Here is a 14,112-nt window from a genome sequence, read left to right as displayed (position 1 = left end):
GAGGGGTCACGGCCCCTCGATCGCAGGACACAGGCAGCGCGCCACGCCTCAGGCCTGGGCCGGCCAGGGCTTGACGCGCCAGAAGTGGCCGACCGGTCCGAGGCCGGCGCCGAGCGGGAACGAGCCCGCGACGGCGCCGGTGATGAACGCCTTGCCGAGTTCGACCGCGGCCGGCACGTCCAGCCCGCGCGCGAGGCCCGCGGTGATCGCGGCCGCGAGGGTGTCGCCCGAGCCGTGCGTGTGCTCGGTCGTACGCCGCGGGGCGGCGAACTCGGCGAACGTGCTGCCGTCGTAGAGGACGTCGACCGCGTCGCCGCCGGGCAGGTGGCCGCCCTTGACCAGCACCCACTGCGGTCCCAGTGCGTGCAGCGCCTTCGCGGCCTCGTCCATGTCGGCCCGCTCGCGCACCTCGAGGCCGGTGAGCAGCCGGACCTCGCCCAGGTTCGGCGTCACCAGGGTGGCCAGCGGCAGGATCACCTTGCGCAGCGCCGACAGCGCGTCCGGCCGCAACAGCGGGTCGCCGTGCTGCGATGCCGCGACCGGGTCGACGACCAACGGGGTGACCTTCAGCCGCCGCACCGCCTCGGCGACCGCGTCCATGATCGCCGCGGAGGCGAGCATGCCGGTCTTGGCCGCGCCGACCCCGATGTCCGTCGCTACCGACTCGATCTGCTCGGCGACCGCCTGTGGGGGCAGCTCGTAGAAGCCGGTCACGCCGAGCGAGTTCTGCACGGTCACCGCGGTGATCGCGGACATGCCGTGCACGTGGCAGGACAGGAACGTCTTCAGGTCGGCCTGTGCCCCGGCGCCACCGCCGGAGTCGGAGCCCGCGATGGTGAGTGCGGTCGGCGGCTGCACGGTGCCCGGTAGCGTCACGGCGTCAGTATCGCCAATCGCACGAGGGGCCCTGCAGGTGACCGACAGCTGGACGACCCGACTGTGGACGCAGGTCGAGCCGACGTACCGCGCGATCCTGGCGCACCCGTTCCTGACCGGGCTCACCGACGGCAGCCTGGAGCAGACCCGGTTCGCCTACTACCTGGCGCAGGACGCGCACTACCTGCGCGACTACGCGCGGGCGCTCGCCGTGGTCGGGGCGAAGGCAGCGACGCACGCGGACACCGGCTTGTTCGCCCGGCACGCGGCCGAGACGGTGGCGGTCGAACTGGCGCTGCACGAGACGCTGCTGCCGCAGCTCGGCCTCGACCCGGCTGAGCTGGACGCGATCGCGCCGTCACCGACCACCACCGCGTACACGAGCTACCTGCTCGCCGCGGCGTACGGCGGGACGTTCGCCGAGGGTGTGGCCGCGGTGCTGCCCTGCTACTGGATCTACCAGCGGGTCGGCGCCGAGCTCGCCGGCCGTGGTTCGCCGGACCCGCGGTACGCCCGCTGGATCGACACCTACGGCGGCGACGCGTTCGCGGCCACGGTGTCCGAGGTGCTGGCGCTCGCCGACCGGATCGGCGCCGCCCTTGCCCCGGACGAATCCGCGCGGGCCGCCCGGCACTTCGCCACGACGTCGCGCTACGAGTGGATGTTCTGGGACGCGGCATGGCGCCGTGAGGCGTGGCCGGTGTGAGCGTGTTCCTCGACCATGTAACTGTCACGGTCGCCGACCTGGCACGCAGCGCGGCGTTCTACGACGCGGCGCTCGGCGCGCTGGGCCTGTGCCGGGTGGTCGAGCTGGGCGACGAGGAGGAGGACGACGCCGCAATCGAGGCGATCGCCTGGGCGGAGCCGGAGCAGCCGGGGCCCGCGCGCGCGATGCTGTGGGCGGTCGCCGGGACGCGGCCGACGTCCGGGCTGCACGTCTGCCTGCGCGCGCGCAGCCGCGCCGACGTCGAGGCATTCCACGCCGCAGCACTCGCCGCAGGCGGGCGCTCGCACGATGCCCCGCGCCGCTGGCCGATCTTCCGCACCGGCGAGTTCAACGCGATCGTGCTCGACCCGGACGGCAACCTGATCGAGGCCGTCGCCCCGGAGTGATCGTTCAGATGTCGGTGAAGTGCTCGACGTTCGGCGGCGCCGCGAAGAACGGGCCGATCGCGGCCCGCCAGCGCTCGAACCTCTCGCTCGCGCGGAAGTTGTCCTCGTGCGCCTCGACCGAGTCCCACTCCACCAGCAGCGTGAACCGGGCCGGCGACTCGATGCCGCGGGTCATCCGGACCGAGTTGCATCCCGGCGTCGTGACCAGGACGTCGCGGATCCCGCGGTAGGCAGCGAGGAACTCCTCTTCCGCGCCCGGCGTGACCTGGATGTCGGCGACCTCGAGAACCATGGCCGCAGCGTGGCAGATCCGGCGGGCGCACCGGAACCCGGGGTGCGTCGCACTGGATTCACATCAGTCACAACTGGCACACTGGTCACATGTCGCTCGGCCGGATCGTCTCCTCGCTCGCCGCGACCGCTGCCGTCGCGGGCTGCGCGGTGGTCGCCGTCGGGATGAGCCGGGCCGGCAGCAGCAAGCCGGCGGCCGAGTTCACCGATCCGGTCACGGCGCCGGTCACCACCTCTGAGCCGGCGACCCCGACGTTCGCGCCGCGGATCGTGGCGACGACACCGAGCAGCGCCCGTGCGTCGAGTGCCCCGCCGAGCAGCACCCATCCGGCCGCCACGCACCCGGCTGCCACGCACACCGTGCACGCCGCGCCGCCGACGAGCCACGCGTCGACGTCGGCCGCGCCGCCGCCGAAGCCCACCAGGCACGCCCCGGCAAGCACTACCCCTGCCGCCCCGAAGCCGCCGCCGGCCAAGCCCAAGCCCGCACCGCGGCGCGGCATCGCGCTGCCGCTGCAGTACTCGACCGGCAGCGCCACGCGCGTCATCACCGTCACCGCGAGCGGCACCGGGAACACGACCGCCCGGCTGCAGGCCTGGTACAGGGCGCCCGGCGGTGGCTGGCTGCACTACGGAGCGGCGGTCACCGCGCACATCGGCGCCGACGGCATGACCCGCTCGCCGAGCGAGTTCCGCTCGGCCACCCCGATGGGCAGCTTCACCCTCACCCAGGCGTTCGGCGCGCTGAGCGATCCCGGCACCAGCCTGCCGTACTTCCGGACCACCTGGGCCGACTACTGGATCAGCAGCCCGGGCGCGTTCTACAACACCCACCAGCGCTGCTCGTCGTGCGGCTACGACAACGGCACGAACGAGCAGCTGCGCGCCGCGGTCCCGTACTACAACTACGCGGTGGTCATCAACACGCCGTCCGGCGCCGCGGCGTACCCGCACGGCTCGGCGTTCTTCCTGCACGTCACCGACGGCCGCGCGACGGCGGGCTGCGTCGCGATCCCGCAGAGCAAGCTGGTCACCCTGATGCGCTGGCTGACCCCGTCGACCCACCCGCGCATCCTGATCGGGACGGCATGACACCCTGGACTGGTGCCCGCTGATTCGTCCCGCCTCGCCGCGTTCGTCCTGGCGGCGCTGACCCTCGCAGCGTGCAGCACGTCGCCGGGCACGCAGCGCACGAGCACCCCGCCCGGCGCATCGTCCGCAGGCTCCACCCCCGTGACGTCGTCCCCGCCGGCGTCGTCCCTGCCGAGCACGACGCCGCCCGCGCCGAGCAGCACGGCGCTCATCACGGCGCCCAGCACGACGCACAGCACGACGCCTGGCGGTCACGAACAGCACACCCCGGCGGTGCCGTCGCGGTCGGCGACCCCGTCCTCGCGCTCCGGCGGAGGCCTTCCGCTCGGCTACCGCACCGGCTCCGCGACCCAGGTGGTCACCGTGACCGCGCCGTCGACAGGCAGCACCACCGCCACGCTGCAGGCCTGGTCCAAGTCCGGTTCGGCGTGGCGCAGGGTCGGGCCGCCGGTGCCCGCCTTCGTCGGCTCGAGCGGCATGTCGACGCAGACGCGCGAGGGGCTGTCGGCGACCCCGATGGGCAGCTTCACGCTCACCCAGGCCTTCGGCGCGAACACCGATCCCGGCACTGACCTGCCGTACTTCCGGACGACGCCGGCCGACTGGTGGATCAGCCAGACGAGCGGGCGCGGCGCGGCCCTGTACAACACCCACCAGCGCTGCGCGTCGAACTGCGCCTTCACCCAGGGCGATCCCAACGAGCACCTGCGCTACGAGACGCCGTACTACGACTACGCGATCGTGATCGACTACAACACGGCGAACGCGCCCGGCGGCGTCAAGCTGGGTGCGGGCAGCGCCTTCTTCCTGCACGTCTCGGTCGGTGAACCTACCGCGGGCTGCGTCTCGATCCCGCAGGACCAGCTGGTGCGGATCCTGCGCTGGCTCAGGCCCGCCGCGCACCCGCGCATCCTCATCGGCGTCAGCTAGGACATCAGCTAGGACATCAGCTAGAACATCAGCTAGGCGATGACTCGGCCAGGGCAGCCAGGGCGGCCAGCGCGGCGCCGACGAGGCCGGCCCGCTCGCTGTCGGCACTGACCACGATCTCGGCGGGCAACTCGCCGGCGCCCGCCCGGAACCACGGCTCGAACAGCTGCCACGACCCGGCCATCGAACCGCCGACGACCAGCACGTCCGCACCGAAGCCGAGCACGCACCCGCCGACCACCTTCCCCAGCGCGCACAGGGCGTGCCGCAGCACCTCGATGGCTGCGGCCTCGCCGCGCCGCGCGCGGTCCGCGATCTCGCGCACGTCCAGGTCGTCGCCACCGGCGTCGCGGTAGGCGCGGCGGATCGCCCGCCGGGACATGACGTCCTCGAGCGGCCGGCCGAGGGCGTCGAGCTGGTGGATGCGGCCGCCGGGTGGGATGCCGGGTCCGTCCGAGACCACCTGGCCGTCGACCACCCAGCCGCTGCCGACGCCCGTGCCGAGGGTGAGCCCGGCGACCCGGCGCCGCCCGGACGCTGCCCCCTGCGCCGCCTCGCCGAGCGCGAACGCGTCGGCGTCGTTGACGAAGGCGATACCGCGCGGCGCCGGCAGCGACTCGCGCAGTGCGGCCCGCACGTCGACGCCGTCCAGGGCCTCGAACTTGGCGACGCCGTGGAACCGACCGATGCCGTGCTCGTAGTCGAACGGGTCGGGCATCGCGACGCCCCAGCTCGCCCCGGCCGCGGCGTCCAGCGTGCGCGCGGCAGCGGCGAAGGCGCCCAGGATCTCGGCGGCTGTGCCGTGCCCGTCCAGGTCGGTGCGGTGCGGCGGCACGAGGTAGCTCCAGTCCCGCGGGCCGAGCAGCGCGGCGGTGACATGGGTGCCGCCGACCTCCAGCACGGGGATCGGATCGGCGCTCACGCGAGGAATTGTGTCAGCAGGCCGGGGACGCACTCGGCGGCGAACCGGACGGCCTCCTGCGCGCCGACGTCCTGCACCGGGTACCGCTGCCTGCCGGCGGCCGTCGTGGCGGTGAGCGTCGCCAGCCCGAGCCGGCGCTGGAACCAGCTGGAACGCAGGTTCCAACCGATGATCCCGTCCACCGCGAGCGCGCTGCGTCGGCGCACCAGCGAACCGAAGCGGGTGACGAGGTGACCGGCCACCAGGGCGTGCCCGAGCGAGCTGTAGCGGTCGAGGCCGAGCGCGACGGCCGGGCCGAGCAGCACCGCGGGCACCAGCAACAGCCAGGCCGACCAGCCGGCCGCCCACGCGACCAGCCCCGAGATCGCCGCGGCCAGCAGCAGGGCGCCGACCGCGCGGGCCACCCGGCGCCGCCGTGCCGCGGCCGGATGTTTCGGTAGGGCGGCGACGAACGGGCCGGCGGTGCCGAGTACCGCCCCGGCGACCCGCGTCGCCTCGGCGCGCGGCGCCGGCGGCAGCAGGATCTCGCCGCCCCGCTCGGCGCCGCGGCCCACCCGCAGCCCGGTCGCGATCGCCAGGCAGCGGGCACCACCGGCCGCCCGCAGCAGCAGCGGCTCGGACAGCTCGGCACCGAGCAGGCGGCGCCGCTCGATGCTGGTCGCGCGCGAGGTCAGCAAGCCGCGGCTCACGTGCAGCGTGCCGCCGGCGTGCCGGGTGAGCCGGAAGTTCCAGAACGACAGCAGGTAGCCGAGCGTGGAGGCGACCGCGACGAACAGGACGACGGCGAGCGTGACGACCGCGATGTCCACGCCCAGCGACCAGTGCCCGAGCCGGTCGGCCGCGGCGCGGTAGGGACCGAGCCGGTTCACGTCGACGTGCCCCTCGGTGACGACCCGCCACCCCACCCCGAGCAGCGCCAGCCCGGTGACCGCCCCGGTGAGGGTGAACGGGGCGTACCGCAGCCAGCGCCGGTCGAGCACAGCGAGCTGCATCTCCGGCTGCATCGGTTGGACGGTCGCGCCCGGGGCGACGGCTGGTGCGCGGTGCAGCAGCTCGGCGCGCAGGCCGGCGGCGGTGGCCGCGGTGAGGCCGTCGAGCACCAGCCGGTCGCGCCCCTTGCGGTCGGACGTGCCGGTGCCGATCACCACGCGGGCCAGGCCGAGTGCCCGGTGCAGCAGATGCGAGGTGACATCGACGGTGCGCACCCGGCTGACCGGCGCGGCCAGCGTGCGGCGGCGCAGCAGCCCGTGCCGCAGCTGGATCTGCTGCGGCGTGATCCGGTACCGGGTGGTCACCCAGCGCAGCAGCGAAAGGGCGGCGACGACTCCGGCGATCGCCAGGCTCCAGCGCGAGCCGCTGCCGTCGTGCCCGCTGCTGTGCCCGGCGAGGAACGCCCCGAGGATCGCGGGCAATGCCTTGCCCACCTCGATCACCGGGTGCACCAGCAGCATGCGCGGGCTCAGCCGCCGCCACTGCGGCGCCGGCGGCGTCGGCGGCGCGGCGGTGAGCTGGGTCAGGCTCACGTCCCGTCGCCTCCGGCGGCCTGGGTGCGCACGGTGAGATCCTCGACCAGCAGTTCGGCGACGCCGCGCTCCAGGCCGTGGATCTTCAACGGGCCGGCGGCCGAGGCGGTGGTGACCGTGACGTTGGACAGCCCGAAGAGCTGCTCGAGCGGGCCACGGTGCGTGTCGACGGTCTGGATCCGCGCGACGGGGGCGATCCGGCGCTCCTGGGTGAACCAACCGGCCTGCGTGTACACCGCGGTGTCGCCCACCTCCCACCGGTGCACCCGGTAGCGCCACTGCGGCATGACGACCACGTGCGCCGCGGCGAGCAGCACCGTGATCATCAGGAGGGTCAGGTGCAGCCCGCTCGGGTGCTGGCGGCCGAGCCAGACGACGATCTCGACGGCACCGATCACCAGCCAGCACAGGACGGCACGAACGGTCCAGTACGCGATCGCCCGCGGGCTGACCAGGTGGGTCGGCGCGCGCAGGCGGAGCTCGGTCACGCAGTCCATCCTGCCCGTCCGGCTCGGGGCACGGCAGCGACGCGACGGCACCGGCGTGCGGTGACAGATGTCAGCGGGGTGCGAGGATCGGGCACATGGCCGGAGCGCGGAACGTCCTGGGTGGCCCGTTGCAGGCGTGCGGGCGCGACCCGGTGACCGGCTTCTACCGCGACGGCAGCTGCACGACCGGTCCGGACGACCTGGGCAGCCACACGGTGTGTGCGGTGGTGACCCGCGAGTTCCTGGCGCACCAGCAGCAGGTCGGCAACGACCTGAGCACGCCGCTGCCGCAGTACGGCTTCCCCGGTCTGCGGCCGGGGGATCGCTGGTGCGTGGTCGCCGCGCGGTGGCTGCAGGCCTACCACGACGGTGTCGCGGCGCCGGTGGTGCTCGCCTCGACGCACGAGGCGGCGCTGGCGGTCGTGCCGCTGGAGGCGCTGCGCGAGCACGCGGTCGACGTCCCGGCCGATCCGGGCTCGCTGACCTGAGCCGCCGCACCCCTACTGGAACGTGACGACGTCCGGCTGCGGGCGCAGCGCCATCACCTGCGCGGGGCTCATCAGACCACCGGTGTCCTGGGTCAGGAACAGCTTGAAGCCGGCGCCGTCCGGCCGTCCCGGGAACGCCAGCTGCCGGTAGGTGCCGATCTTCGCCGCCCGGCTGCCGAACCCGTCGGCGTGCAGCACCAGCTCGATGCCCCGGTAGTGCCGCAGCTTCGCGCGGTCGGGCAGCATCCCGAGGGTGAACTGGTGCACCATCAGCAGCTTGTCCGGCAGCTCGTGCTGGCGGACGATGCCGGCCAGGTAGTCGCCGACCCGGTTGATGCTGCTCGCGCGGGACGAGCCGATCACCGTGCCCGGCACTTGCCCCGGGGCCATCTTCCACTCCGGGTCCAGCGCGACGGACACGCTGGGATCGGTCAGGAACTCGGCGAAGCGCTGCACCTGCGGCAGGAACTCGCCGCGTCCCGGCTGGAAGTCCAGGATCAGCAGCAGGTGGTGCCGGTGCGCGACATCGAGGTACTTCTGCACGACGGCCGGCGAGATCGTCTTGGAGTACAGGTGGTCCGGGCCGGGGCCGGCCTGCGCGACGCTGGCGATCAGTTCCATCGCGGGCTGGACGGGCAACCCGTAGCCGGCGAACTGCCGGGCACGCGCCGCGATCACCTTCGCCATCTGCTCGGGCGGGGCGTTGCCGAGAGCGCCGAGGGCGGGTCCGCCCGGGCCGCCGTAGTACGCGACGACCCGGTACGAGCCCAGGATCGTGCGGCCGCCCTGCGGCAGTTGCGGGCTGTTCGCCTCAGGCGGGGCGAGCAGGTCCGCGGGGCGGGCTTGGTCGGCGTCGGTGAGCCGGGCCAGCACGGACGGCGCGCGGGTCGGTGGACGTGGCGGCGTGGTCTGCGTCGTGCTCGGGCGCGGGGACGGGGTCGGCGTGGCCGGATGCGTCGCGGTGACGGCGCCCTGGGTGCACCCGGTGGCGATGCCGAGCACGGCGATCGCGGCTGTGATGGCGGCGGTTCTCGCCGCTGTCCGGTGCCGGTGCCCGCTGATCACGCGCAGACGATAGCGGCGGCGGCGCGCCGTCCCGGGCAGGCTGGCCCGAGCGGGCGCGCTTCGTCATGCGATCGTGGTGCCCCACCCCCGCGATCGCATGACGAACCGGACGAATGCGGTTACCAGCCGCGCTCGCGCCACTCGGCCAGGTGCGGGCGCTGCTCGCCGAGGGTGGAGTCGTCGCCGTGTCCGGGGTAGAACCAGGTCTCGTCCGGCAGCACGTCGAAGACCCGCGCCGACACGTCGTCCAGCAAGGACGCGAAGTCCTCCGGTGAGGTCGTCCGACCCACGCCGCCGGGGAACAGCGAGTCGCCGGTGAACAGGTGCGGCACGCCCTCCGGGTCGCGGTACAGCACCGCGATCGAACCGGGGGTGTGGCCGCGCAGCGCGATGATCTCCAGCGTCGCGTCGCCGACGGTGATCACGTCGCCGTGCACCAGACGCTCGTCGACGGCGACCGGCAGTTCGTCGGCGTCCTCCGCCCCCGCGTACACCGCAGCCCCCGCGGCATCGACGATCTCGTCCAGCGCCTGCCAGTGATCGGCGTGCTTGTGCGTGGTCAACACCGCCGACACCGGCGGTCCGTCGAACACGATCAAGCCGCGCAACCGGTCGGCCTCGTTGGCCGCGTCGATCAGCAGCCCCTCGTCGGTCTGCGTGCAGCGCAGCAGATAGGCGTTGTTGTCCATCGGGCCGACGGCCAGCTTCGCGATCGTCAGCCCGGGCAGGCGGCGCACGTCCATCTCGCCGCCTACAGTGACCTTCCCGGTGTACTCGCTCATGGCCGAAGCCTACGAGATCGGGCCGCGGGATCAGTCGAAGATCGGCTCGAACTCTTCGGTCGGTGGCCCCGAACTCAGGTCCACCCGCGAGTCCGGCAGGAAACGCAGCACCGTATCGACGTAGGAGGAGACCGCGGCGGCGCGCCCCACGTCGTGCCCCACGGACTCGGACAGGAACCAGCGGTGCTCGCTGATCTCGTGGAACAGCTCGGCGTCCGGCAGCTTGTCGCGCAGCTCGGCCGGGACCAGCTCCAGGGTGGCGTCGAACTTCTCGACCAGCCACCTGCGCGCGGCCAGCTCTTCGGGCACGTCGTGGCCGACGCCCTCGACCCACTTGGCGCGGAACCGGGCCAGGTCGCTCAGCAGGGCACGCGCCTCGTTCTCCTGAACCCGCAGCCCGGTCAGCGCGAACACCCGGCGCTGGTGGTGCCCGGGCTCGACCACCTGGGTGTCGAAGCGCAGCCGGCGGCCGTCCTCCTCGGTACTGATCGCCACCTGCGCCACATCGAAGCCGAGGCTGTTCAACCGCTTGATCCGGCCCTCGATCCGGTAGCTCTCGTCCCTGCCGATCACCTCGTCGCGGGTCAGCTCGTCCCACAGCCGCTCGTAGCGCGGGGTCAGTTCCAGCGCCGACTCGACCGGGTCGATCGAAGGGTCGAGCCGCCCACCGGCCTGCAGGTCGAGCATCTCGCCGGCGATGTTCTCGGTCGCGATCGTGAGGTCGTGCGCGCGCTGCCCGTCCGACAGGCTCGGGTGCAGCTCGCCCGTCTCGGCGTCGACGAGGTAAGCGGCCAGGGCGCCGGCGTCGCGCCGGAACAGCGTGTTCGACAGCGAGCAGTCACCCCAGTAGAAGCCGGCCAGGTGCAGCCGCACGAACAACCCGGCCAGCGAGTCCAGCAGCCGCAGGTGGAGCTGTGGCAGTCCGCGACCACCGAACAGCGAGCGGTAGGGCTGCGAGAACGCCAGGTGCCGGGTGAGCAACAGGCCGGGCAGCTCGCCGCCGCCGTCGTCGCGGCGCTCGACCACGGTGCCGAAGGCGTCGACCACCGGGACGGAGCCCTCGGCCAGCGCGCGCAGCAACTGGTGCTCGCGCAACACGAACCGGTCGGTCGCCTCCTTCACGGCGAACACGTCCGCGCCGAGCTGGACGAAGCGCACCACGTGCCGCGAGATGCCGCGCGGCACGTGCACGAGACGGTCGTCGTCCCACTCGATCAGGGGACGGTCCAGGGGCAGGGAGAGCAGTTCGGTGTTCGTCCCCAGCGTGGTGAGTCGGTACGTGCCCACGCAGCGAAGCGTAGGGGGACGGCCCGGGCCGGGCCGAATCGCGCGGCGGTGCGTCGGGTTCGCGACGCGAGCGACGACGATAGGGGTATGGGCGAGGCGGACACGGCCGCGGGCGGCGACGCGCGTGCCGCCCTGCTCGCCGCGTACGACGCCGCGCTGCCGGAGGTCTACGGCTACCTGCTGGCGCGCTGCGGCCGGCGCGAGGTCGCCGAGGAGCTCACGTCGGAGACGTTCCTCGCCGCTGCAGACGCGGTGCGCCGCACCCCGCCGCCGCGGGTCGCGGTGCCGTGGCTGATCGGCGTCGCACGGCACAAGCTCGTCGACCACTGGCGCCGCGAGGCGCGCGAGCTGCGCAACCTGCACGCGGTGGCCGGCGAACCCGAACCGGCCGAGGTGGCGCCGGGTGACCCGGAACACCTGGACGCGCTGCGCTCGCAGCAGACCCTGGCCGCGCTCGCGCCGCAGCACCGGCTCGCTCTCACGCTGCGCTACGTCGACGACCTGCCCGTCGCCCGGGTGGCCGAGCTGCTCGGCCGCACGCCGGGCGCGACCGAGGCGCTGCTGACCAGGGCCAAGCAGGCGTTCCGGGCCGCGTACTGCACCGCGAGCGGAGCCGCCCCCGGTGAGACCGGGAAAGGGGGCGAGCGCCGTGGTTGACGTCTTCACCGAACTGCGCGCCGGGACCGTCCCGGTGCGGCCCGACCCCGAGTTCGCCACGGCGTTGCGCGCGCGGCTGGAGCGCGCGCTCGCCCTGCCGAGAGGAGTAGTGCCGATGACCACAGTCAGTGAACCGCAGACCGCCGCCGGACCCCGTGGCGCCGCCGTGCCGTACCTGGCCGTGCGCGACGCGAGGAGTGCGATCGACTGGTACGTCGAGGCCTTCGGTGCCTCCGTCGTCGGCGAGCCGATCGCCATGCCGGACGGGCGGATCGGCCACGCCGAACTCGGCCTGGCCGACGGGGTGATCTACCTGGCGGACGAGTACCCCGAGCTCGGCGTGGTCGCACCGCAGGCAGGCGCTTCGGTGAGCCTGATGCTCGCCGTGCCCGACGCCGACGAGGTGCGGGCCCGCGCGATGGCGGCGGGTGCGTCCGGCGACCGGGTGCCGTACGACGCGCACGGCACCCGCACCGCGTGGATCGTGGACCCGTTCGGGCACCGCTGGGGGCTCACCTCGCCGCTGACCCCCGCCCCGTCGGTCCGGGACGGCGACGTCGTCTACGTCTCGCTGTGGGTCCCGGACCCGGATCGCGCAGCCGCGTTCTACTCCGACGTCGCCGGCTGGGACGTCAGCACGGACGGCGGCCGGTACCGCATCTTGGACGCCTCGCCGCACGTGGGGCTGTTCGGCCGGCCCGGGCGCCCGGACCTGTTCTGCTGCTACGCGGTGGGCGACATCCGCGCTGCAGTGCAGCGGGTGCGCGCGGCCGGCGGGCAAGCCGGTGAACTGAGCCGCGAGCCGCACGGCGTGGTTGCCGAATGCGTCGACGACCAGGGCACCGAGTTCGCGCTCTGGCAGATCGAGGCCGGCACGGACCGTCCCGAACCGAACGGCCGGCAGCCCGGCGACCTGTCCTACCTGACCCTCGAGGTGGTCGACTCGGCGCGGGCGCGCGCGTTCTACGGCGCGGTTCTCGGCTGGACGTTCGCGCCCGGGCGCATCGAGGACGGCTGGCAGGTCGAGGGCGTCGCGCCGATGACCGGGCTCTCCGGCGGTCACCCGCACCCGACCGCCGTGCCGATGTGGCGGGTGGAGGATGTCCGCGTCGCGGTCGATCGGGTGCGTGCGCTCGGCGGGACCGCGACGGACCCCGAGCGCCAGCCGTACGGCGAGACCAGCGAGTGCGCCGACGACCAGGGCTCGCGCTTCTACCTCGGTCAGCTCTGATCCAGCTCCAGCGCGAGCAGGGTGTTCTCGACCACCTCGGTCAGTGCCGGGTGGATCCAGTACTGGCCGCGCGCCATCTCGCGCACGCCGAGACCGAAGCTCATCGCCTGGATCAGCGGCTGGACGAGCGTGGCGGCCTGCTCGCCCATCAGGTGCGCGCCGAGCAGCTGGCCGGTCGCCGGGTCCGCGATCAGCTTGCAGACGCTCGAGTTGTCCTCCATCGCCCAGCCGTACGCGGTGCTGCCGTAGCCGCGCAGCGCGGTGACGAACCGGCGTCCGGATGCGGCGGCCTGCGCCTCGGTCAACCCGACCGAGGCGAGCTGCGGGTGGGTGAACACCGCGGCCGGCACGACCCGGTGGTCGGACTCGATCGGCGCGTCCGGGTGCGCCAGGTTGTGCGCCACCACCCGGGCCTCGTGGTTGGCGACGTGCTTGAGCTGGTGCTCGCTGCTCGCGTCGCCCAGCGCCCAGATTGCGTCGGCCGTGGTGCGCTGCTGCGCGTCGACGACGATGCGCCCGTCGGGGTGCACGGCTACACCTGCGGCCGCGAGATTCAGCCGGTCGGAGTTGGGCCGCCGGCCGGTGGCGACGAGCAGCAGGTCCACCTCGAGGCTCGAGCCGTCGCTGAGTTCGAGCGCGATGCCGTCGGCGGTCTTCGACGCACCGGTGACGATCGCGTTCAGCCGCACGTCCCAGCGCTCTTCGGCGAGGGACGTGAACCGTTCGGCGAGGTCCAGGTCCAGGTGCCGCAGCAGCGGAGCGCTGCGCGCGATCACGCTCACCTGGGCACCGAACGCGCCGAAGACATGCGCGAACTCGGCCGAGATGTAGCCGCCGCCGAGGATCGCCACCCGCGCCGGCACCTCGTCGATCCGCATCACCGTGTCGGACGTGTGGAACGGGACCCCGCTGTCGGTGATCGCGTCCGGGATCACCGGGCGCGAGCCGGTCGCCAGCACGATCCGGTCGGCGGTGATGCTCTGGCCGGTGGACAGCCGTAGTTCGCGCGGTCCGGTGAACTGCGCGTGCGCCTCGTACAGCGTGGTGTTCGGTTCGCCGTGCGCGCGGTACTCGCGGCCGCCGGCGGAGATCGGGTCGATGCGGCCGAAGATCCGGTCGCGGATGTCGGCCCAGCGCACCCGCTCGAGCGAGGCGTCGACGCCGAGGCGCCCCGACGTGCGCGCCGCCTCGGCGAGGTCGGCGGGGTAGACGAACATCTTGGTCGGGATGCAGCCGACGTTCAGGCACGTCCCGCCGAAGGTGCCCTCCTCCACGACCGCGATCTGCCAGTCGTCGAAGTCCGGCCCGACCAGCGAGTTGCCCGAGCCGGAACCGACGATCACGAGGTCGTAGTGCGTCACCCGTCG

General features: G+C 73.5%; 16 protein-coding genes. 7 read left to right on the top strand and 9 right to left on the bottom strand.

Annotated elements, in window-relative coordinates; genetic code table 11:
- Positions 1-48 precede the first annotated feature (48 nt).
- Positions 49-876, bottom strand: a complete 828-nt coding sequence (gene thiD, locus M6B22_RS00490; protein WP_269443801.1) for a bifunctional hydroxymethylpyrimidine kinase/phosphomethylpyrimidine kinase — start codon at positions 874-876, stop codon at positions 49-51.
- Between the two features lie 31 nt (positions 877-907).
- Between thiD and tenA the strand changes: the two genes are divergently transcribed.
- Together tenA and M6B22_RS00480 are read left to right on the top strand one after the other, a co-directional pair.
- Positions 908-1,582 (top strand): thiaminase II, encoded by a 675-nt coding sequence (gene tenA, locus M6B22_RS00485; protein ID WP_407935771.1) that lies wholly within the window; start codon positions 908-910, stop codon positions 1,580-1,582.
- Positions 1,579-1,989 (top strand): VOC family protein, encoded by a 411-nt coding sequence (locus M6B22_RS00480; protein ID WP_269443799.1) that lies wholly within the window; start codon positions 1,579-1,581, stop codon positions 1,987-1,989. Before tenA ends, M6B22_RS00480 begins: the two co-directional genes overlap by 4 nt.
- Before the next feature lie 4 nt (positions 1,990-1,993).
- Here the strand turns inward: M6B22_RS00480 and M6B22_RS00475 are convergent, their stop codons facing one another.
- Positions 1,994-2,281 (bottom strand): antibiotic biosynthesis monooxygenase family protein, encoded by a 288-nt coding sequence (locus tag M6B22_RS00475; protein ID WP_269443798.1) that lies wholly within the window; start codon positions 2,279-2,281, stop codon positions 1,994-1,996.
- 89 nt (positions 2,282-2,370) lie between these two features.
- On the opposite strand from M6B22_RS00475, the gene M6B22_RS00470 reads away from it, so the two are divergent.
- Together M6B22_RS00470 and M6B22_RS00465 are read left to right on the top strand one after the other, a co-directional pair.
- Positions 2,371-3,372, top strand: coding sequence for a L,D-transpeptidase family protein (locus M6B22_RS00470; protein WP_269443797.1), 1,002 nt, complete (start codon positions 2,371-2,373; stop codon positions 3,370-3,372).
- 12 nt (positions 3,373-3,384) lie between these two features.
- Positions 3,385-4,302 (top strand): hypothetical protein, encoded by a 918-nt coding sequence (locus M6B22_RS00465; RefSeq protein WP_269443796.1) that lies wholly within the window; start codon positions 3,385-3,387, stop codon positions 4,300-4,302.
- 28 nt (positions 4,303-4,330) lie between these two features.
- Here the strand turns inward: M6B22_RS00465 and M6B22_RS00460 are convergent, their stop codons facing one another.
- The 3 genes from M6B22_RS00460 to M6B22_RS00450 are packed head-to-tail and all read right to left on the bottom strand — an operon-like array spanning position 4,331 to position 7,235.
- The gene (locus M6B22_RS00460; protein WP_269443795.1) at positions 4,331-5,224 is read right to left on the bottom strand and encodes an ROK family protein; all 894 of its coding nucleotides are present in this window, start codon (positions 5,222-5,224) and stop codon (positions 4,331-4,333) included.
- Positions 5,221-6,747 carry a PH domain-containing protein gene (locus tag M6B22_RS00455; protein WP_269443794.1) on the bottom strand — a complete coding sequence of 509 codons (1,527 nt, stop codon included), beginning with the start codon at positions 6,745-6,747 and terminating at the stop codon, positions 5,221-5,223. The genes M6B22_RS00460 and M6B22_RS00455 overlap by 4 nt, the downstream gene beginning before the upstream one ends.
- Complete coding sequence (locus tag M6B22_RS00450; protein ID WP_269443793.1) at positions 6,744-7,235, bottom strand: PH domain-containing protein; 492 nt, start codon at positions 7,233-7,235, stop codon at positions 6,744-6,746. The genes M6B22_RS00455 and M6B22_RS00450 overlap by 4 nt, the downstream gene beginning before the upstream one ends.
- Positions 7,236-7,330: 95 nt before the next feature.
- Here M6B22_RS00450 and M6B22_RS00445 point away from each other — a divergent pair, with 95 nt between their 5' ends.
- Complete coding sequence (locus M6B22_RS00445; RefSeq protein ID WP_269443792.1) at positions 7,331-7,723, top strand: DUF2237 family protein; 393 nt, start codon at positions 7,331-7,333, stop codon at positions 7,721-7,723.
- A 12-nt stretch (positions 7,724-7,735) separates the two neighbouring features.
- Here M6B22_RS00445 and M6B22_RS00440 read toward each other — a convergent pair whose 3' ends face one another.
- The 3 genes from M6B22_RS00440 to M6B22_RS00430 form a co-directional block, all read right to left on the bottom strand.
- Positions 7,736-8,788, bottom strand: coding sequence for a hypothetical protein (locus M6B22_RS00440; RefSeq protein ID WP_269443791.1), 1,053 nt, complete (start codon positions 8,786-8,788; stop codon positions 7,736-7,738).
- Positions 8,789-8,907: 119 nt separating this feature from the next.
- Positions 8,908-9,570: an MBL fold metallo-hydrolase gene (locus tag M6B22_RS00435; RefSeq protein WP_269443790.1), complete on the bottom strand. Its 663-nt coding sequence runs from the start codon at positions 9,568-9,570 to the stop codon at positions 8,908-8,910.
- Between the two features lie 30 nt (positions 9,571-9,600).
- Entirely contained in the window at positions 9,601-10,857 is a 1,257-nt protein-coding gene (locus M6B22_RS00430; protein WP_269443789.1) for a DUF4032 domain-containing protein, read from the bottom strand.
- Positions 10,858-10,944: 87 nt separating this feature from the next.
- Between M6B22_RS00430 and M6B22_RS00425 the strand changes: the two genes are divergently transcribed.
- Together M6B22_RS00425 and M6B22_RS00420 are read left to right on the top strand one after the other, a co-directional pair.
- Positions 10,945-11,514 carry an RNA polymerase sigma factor gene (locus M6B22_RS00425; protein ID WP_269443788.1) on the top strand — a complete coding sequence of 190 codons (570 nt, stop codon included), beginning with the start codon at positions 10,945-10,947 and terminating at the stop codon, positions 11,512-11,514.
- Positions 11,507-12,745 carry a VOC family protein gene (locus tag M6B22_RS00420; RefSeq protein WP_269443787.1) on the top strand — a complete coding sequence of 413 codons (1,239 nt, stop codon included), beginning with the start codon at positions 11,507-11,509 and terminating at the stop codon, positions 12,743-12,745. Before M6B22_RS00425 ends, M6B22_RS00420 begins: the two co-directional genes overlap by 8 nt.
- On the opposite strand, the gene M6B22_RS00415 is transcribed toward M6B22_RS00420, so the two are convergent.
- The gene (locus M6B22_RS00415; protein ID WP_269443786.1) at positions 12,736-14,106 is read right to left on the bottom strand and encodes a mycothione reductase; all 1,371 of its coding nucleotides are present in this window, start codon (positions 14,104-14,106) and stop codon (positions 12,736-12,738) included. The genes M6B22_RS00420 and M6B22_RS00415 overlap by 10 nt on opposite strands.
- Positions 14,107-14,112: the final 6 nt, after the last annotated feature.

It is taken from the genome of Jatrophihabitans cynanchi, from assembly GCF_027247405.1.
GTDB classification, from domain to species: Bacteria; Actinomycetota; Actinomycetes; order Mycobacteriales; family Jatrophihabitantaceae; genus Jatrophihabitans_B; species Jatrophihabitans_B cynanchi.
This window is presented reverse-complemented; position numbering and strand designations above follow the sequence as displayed.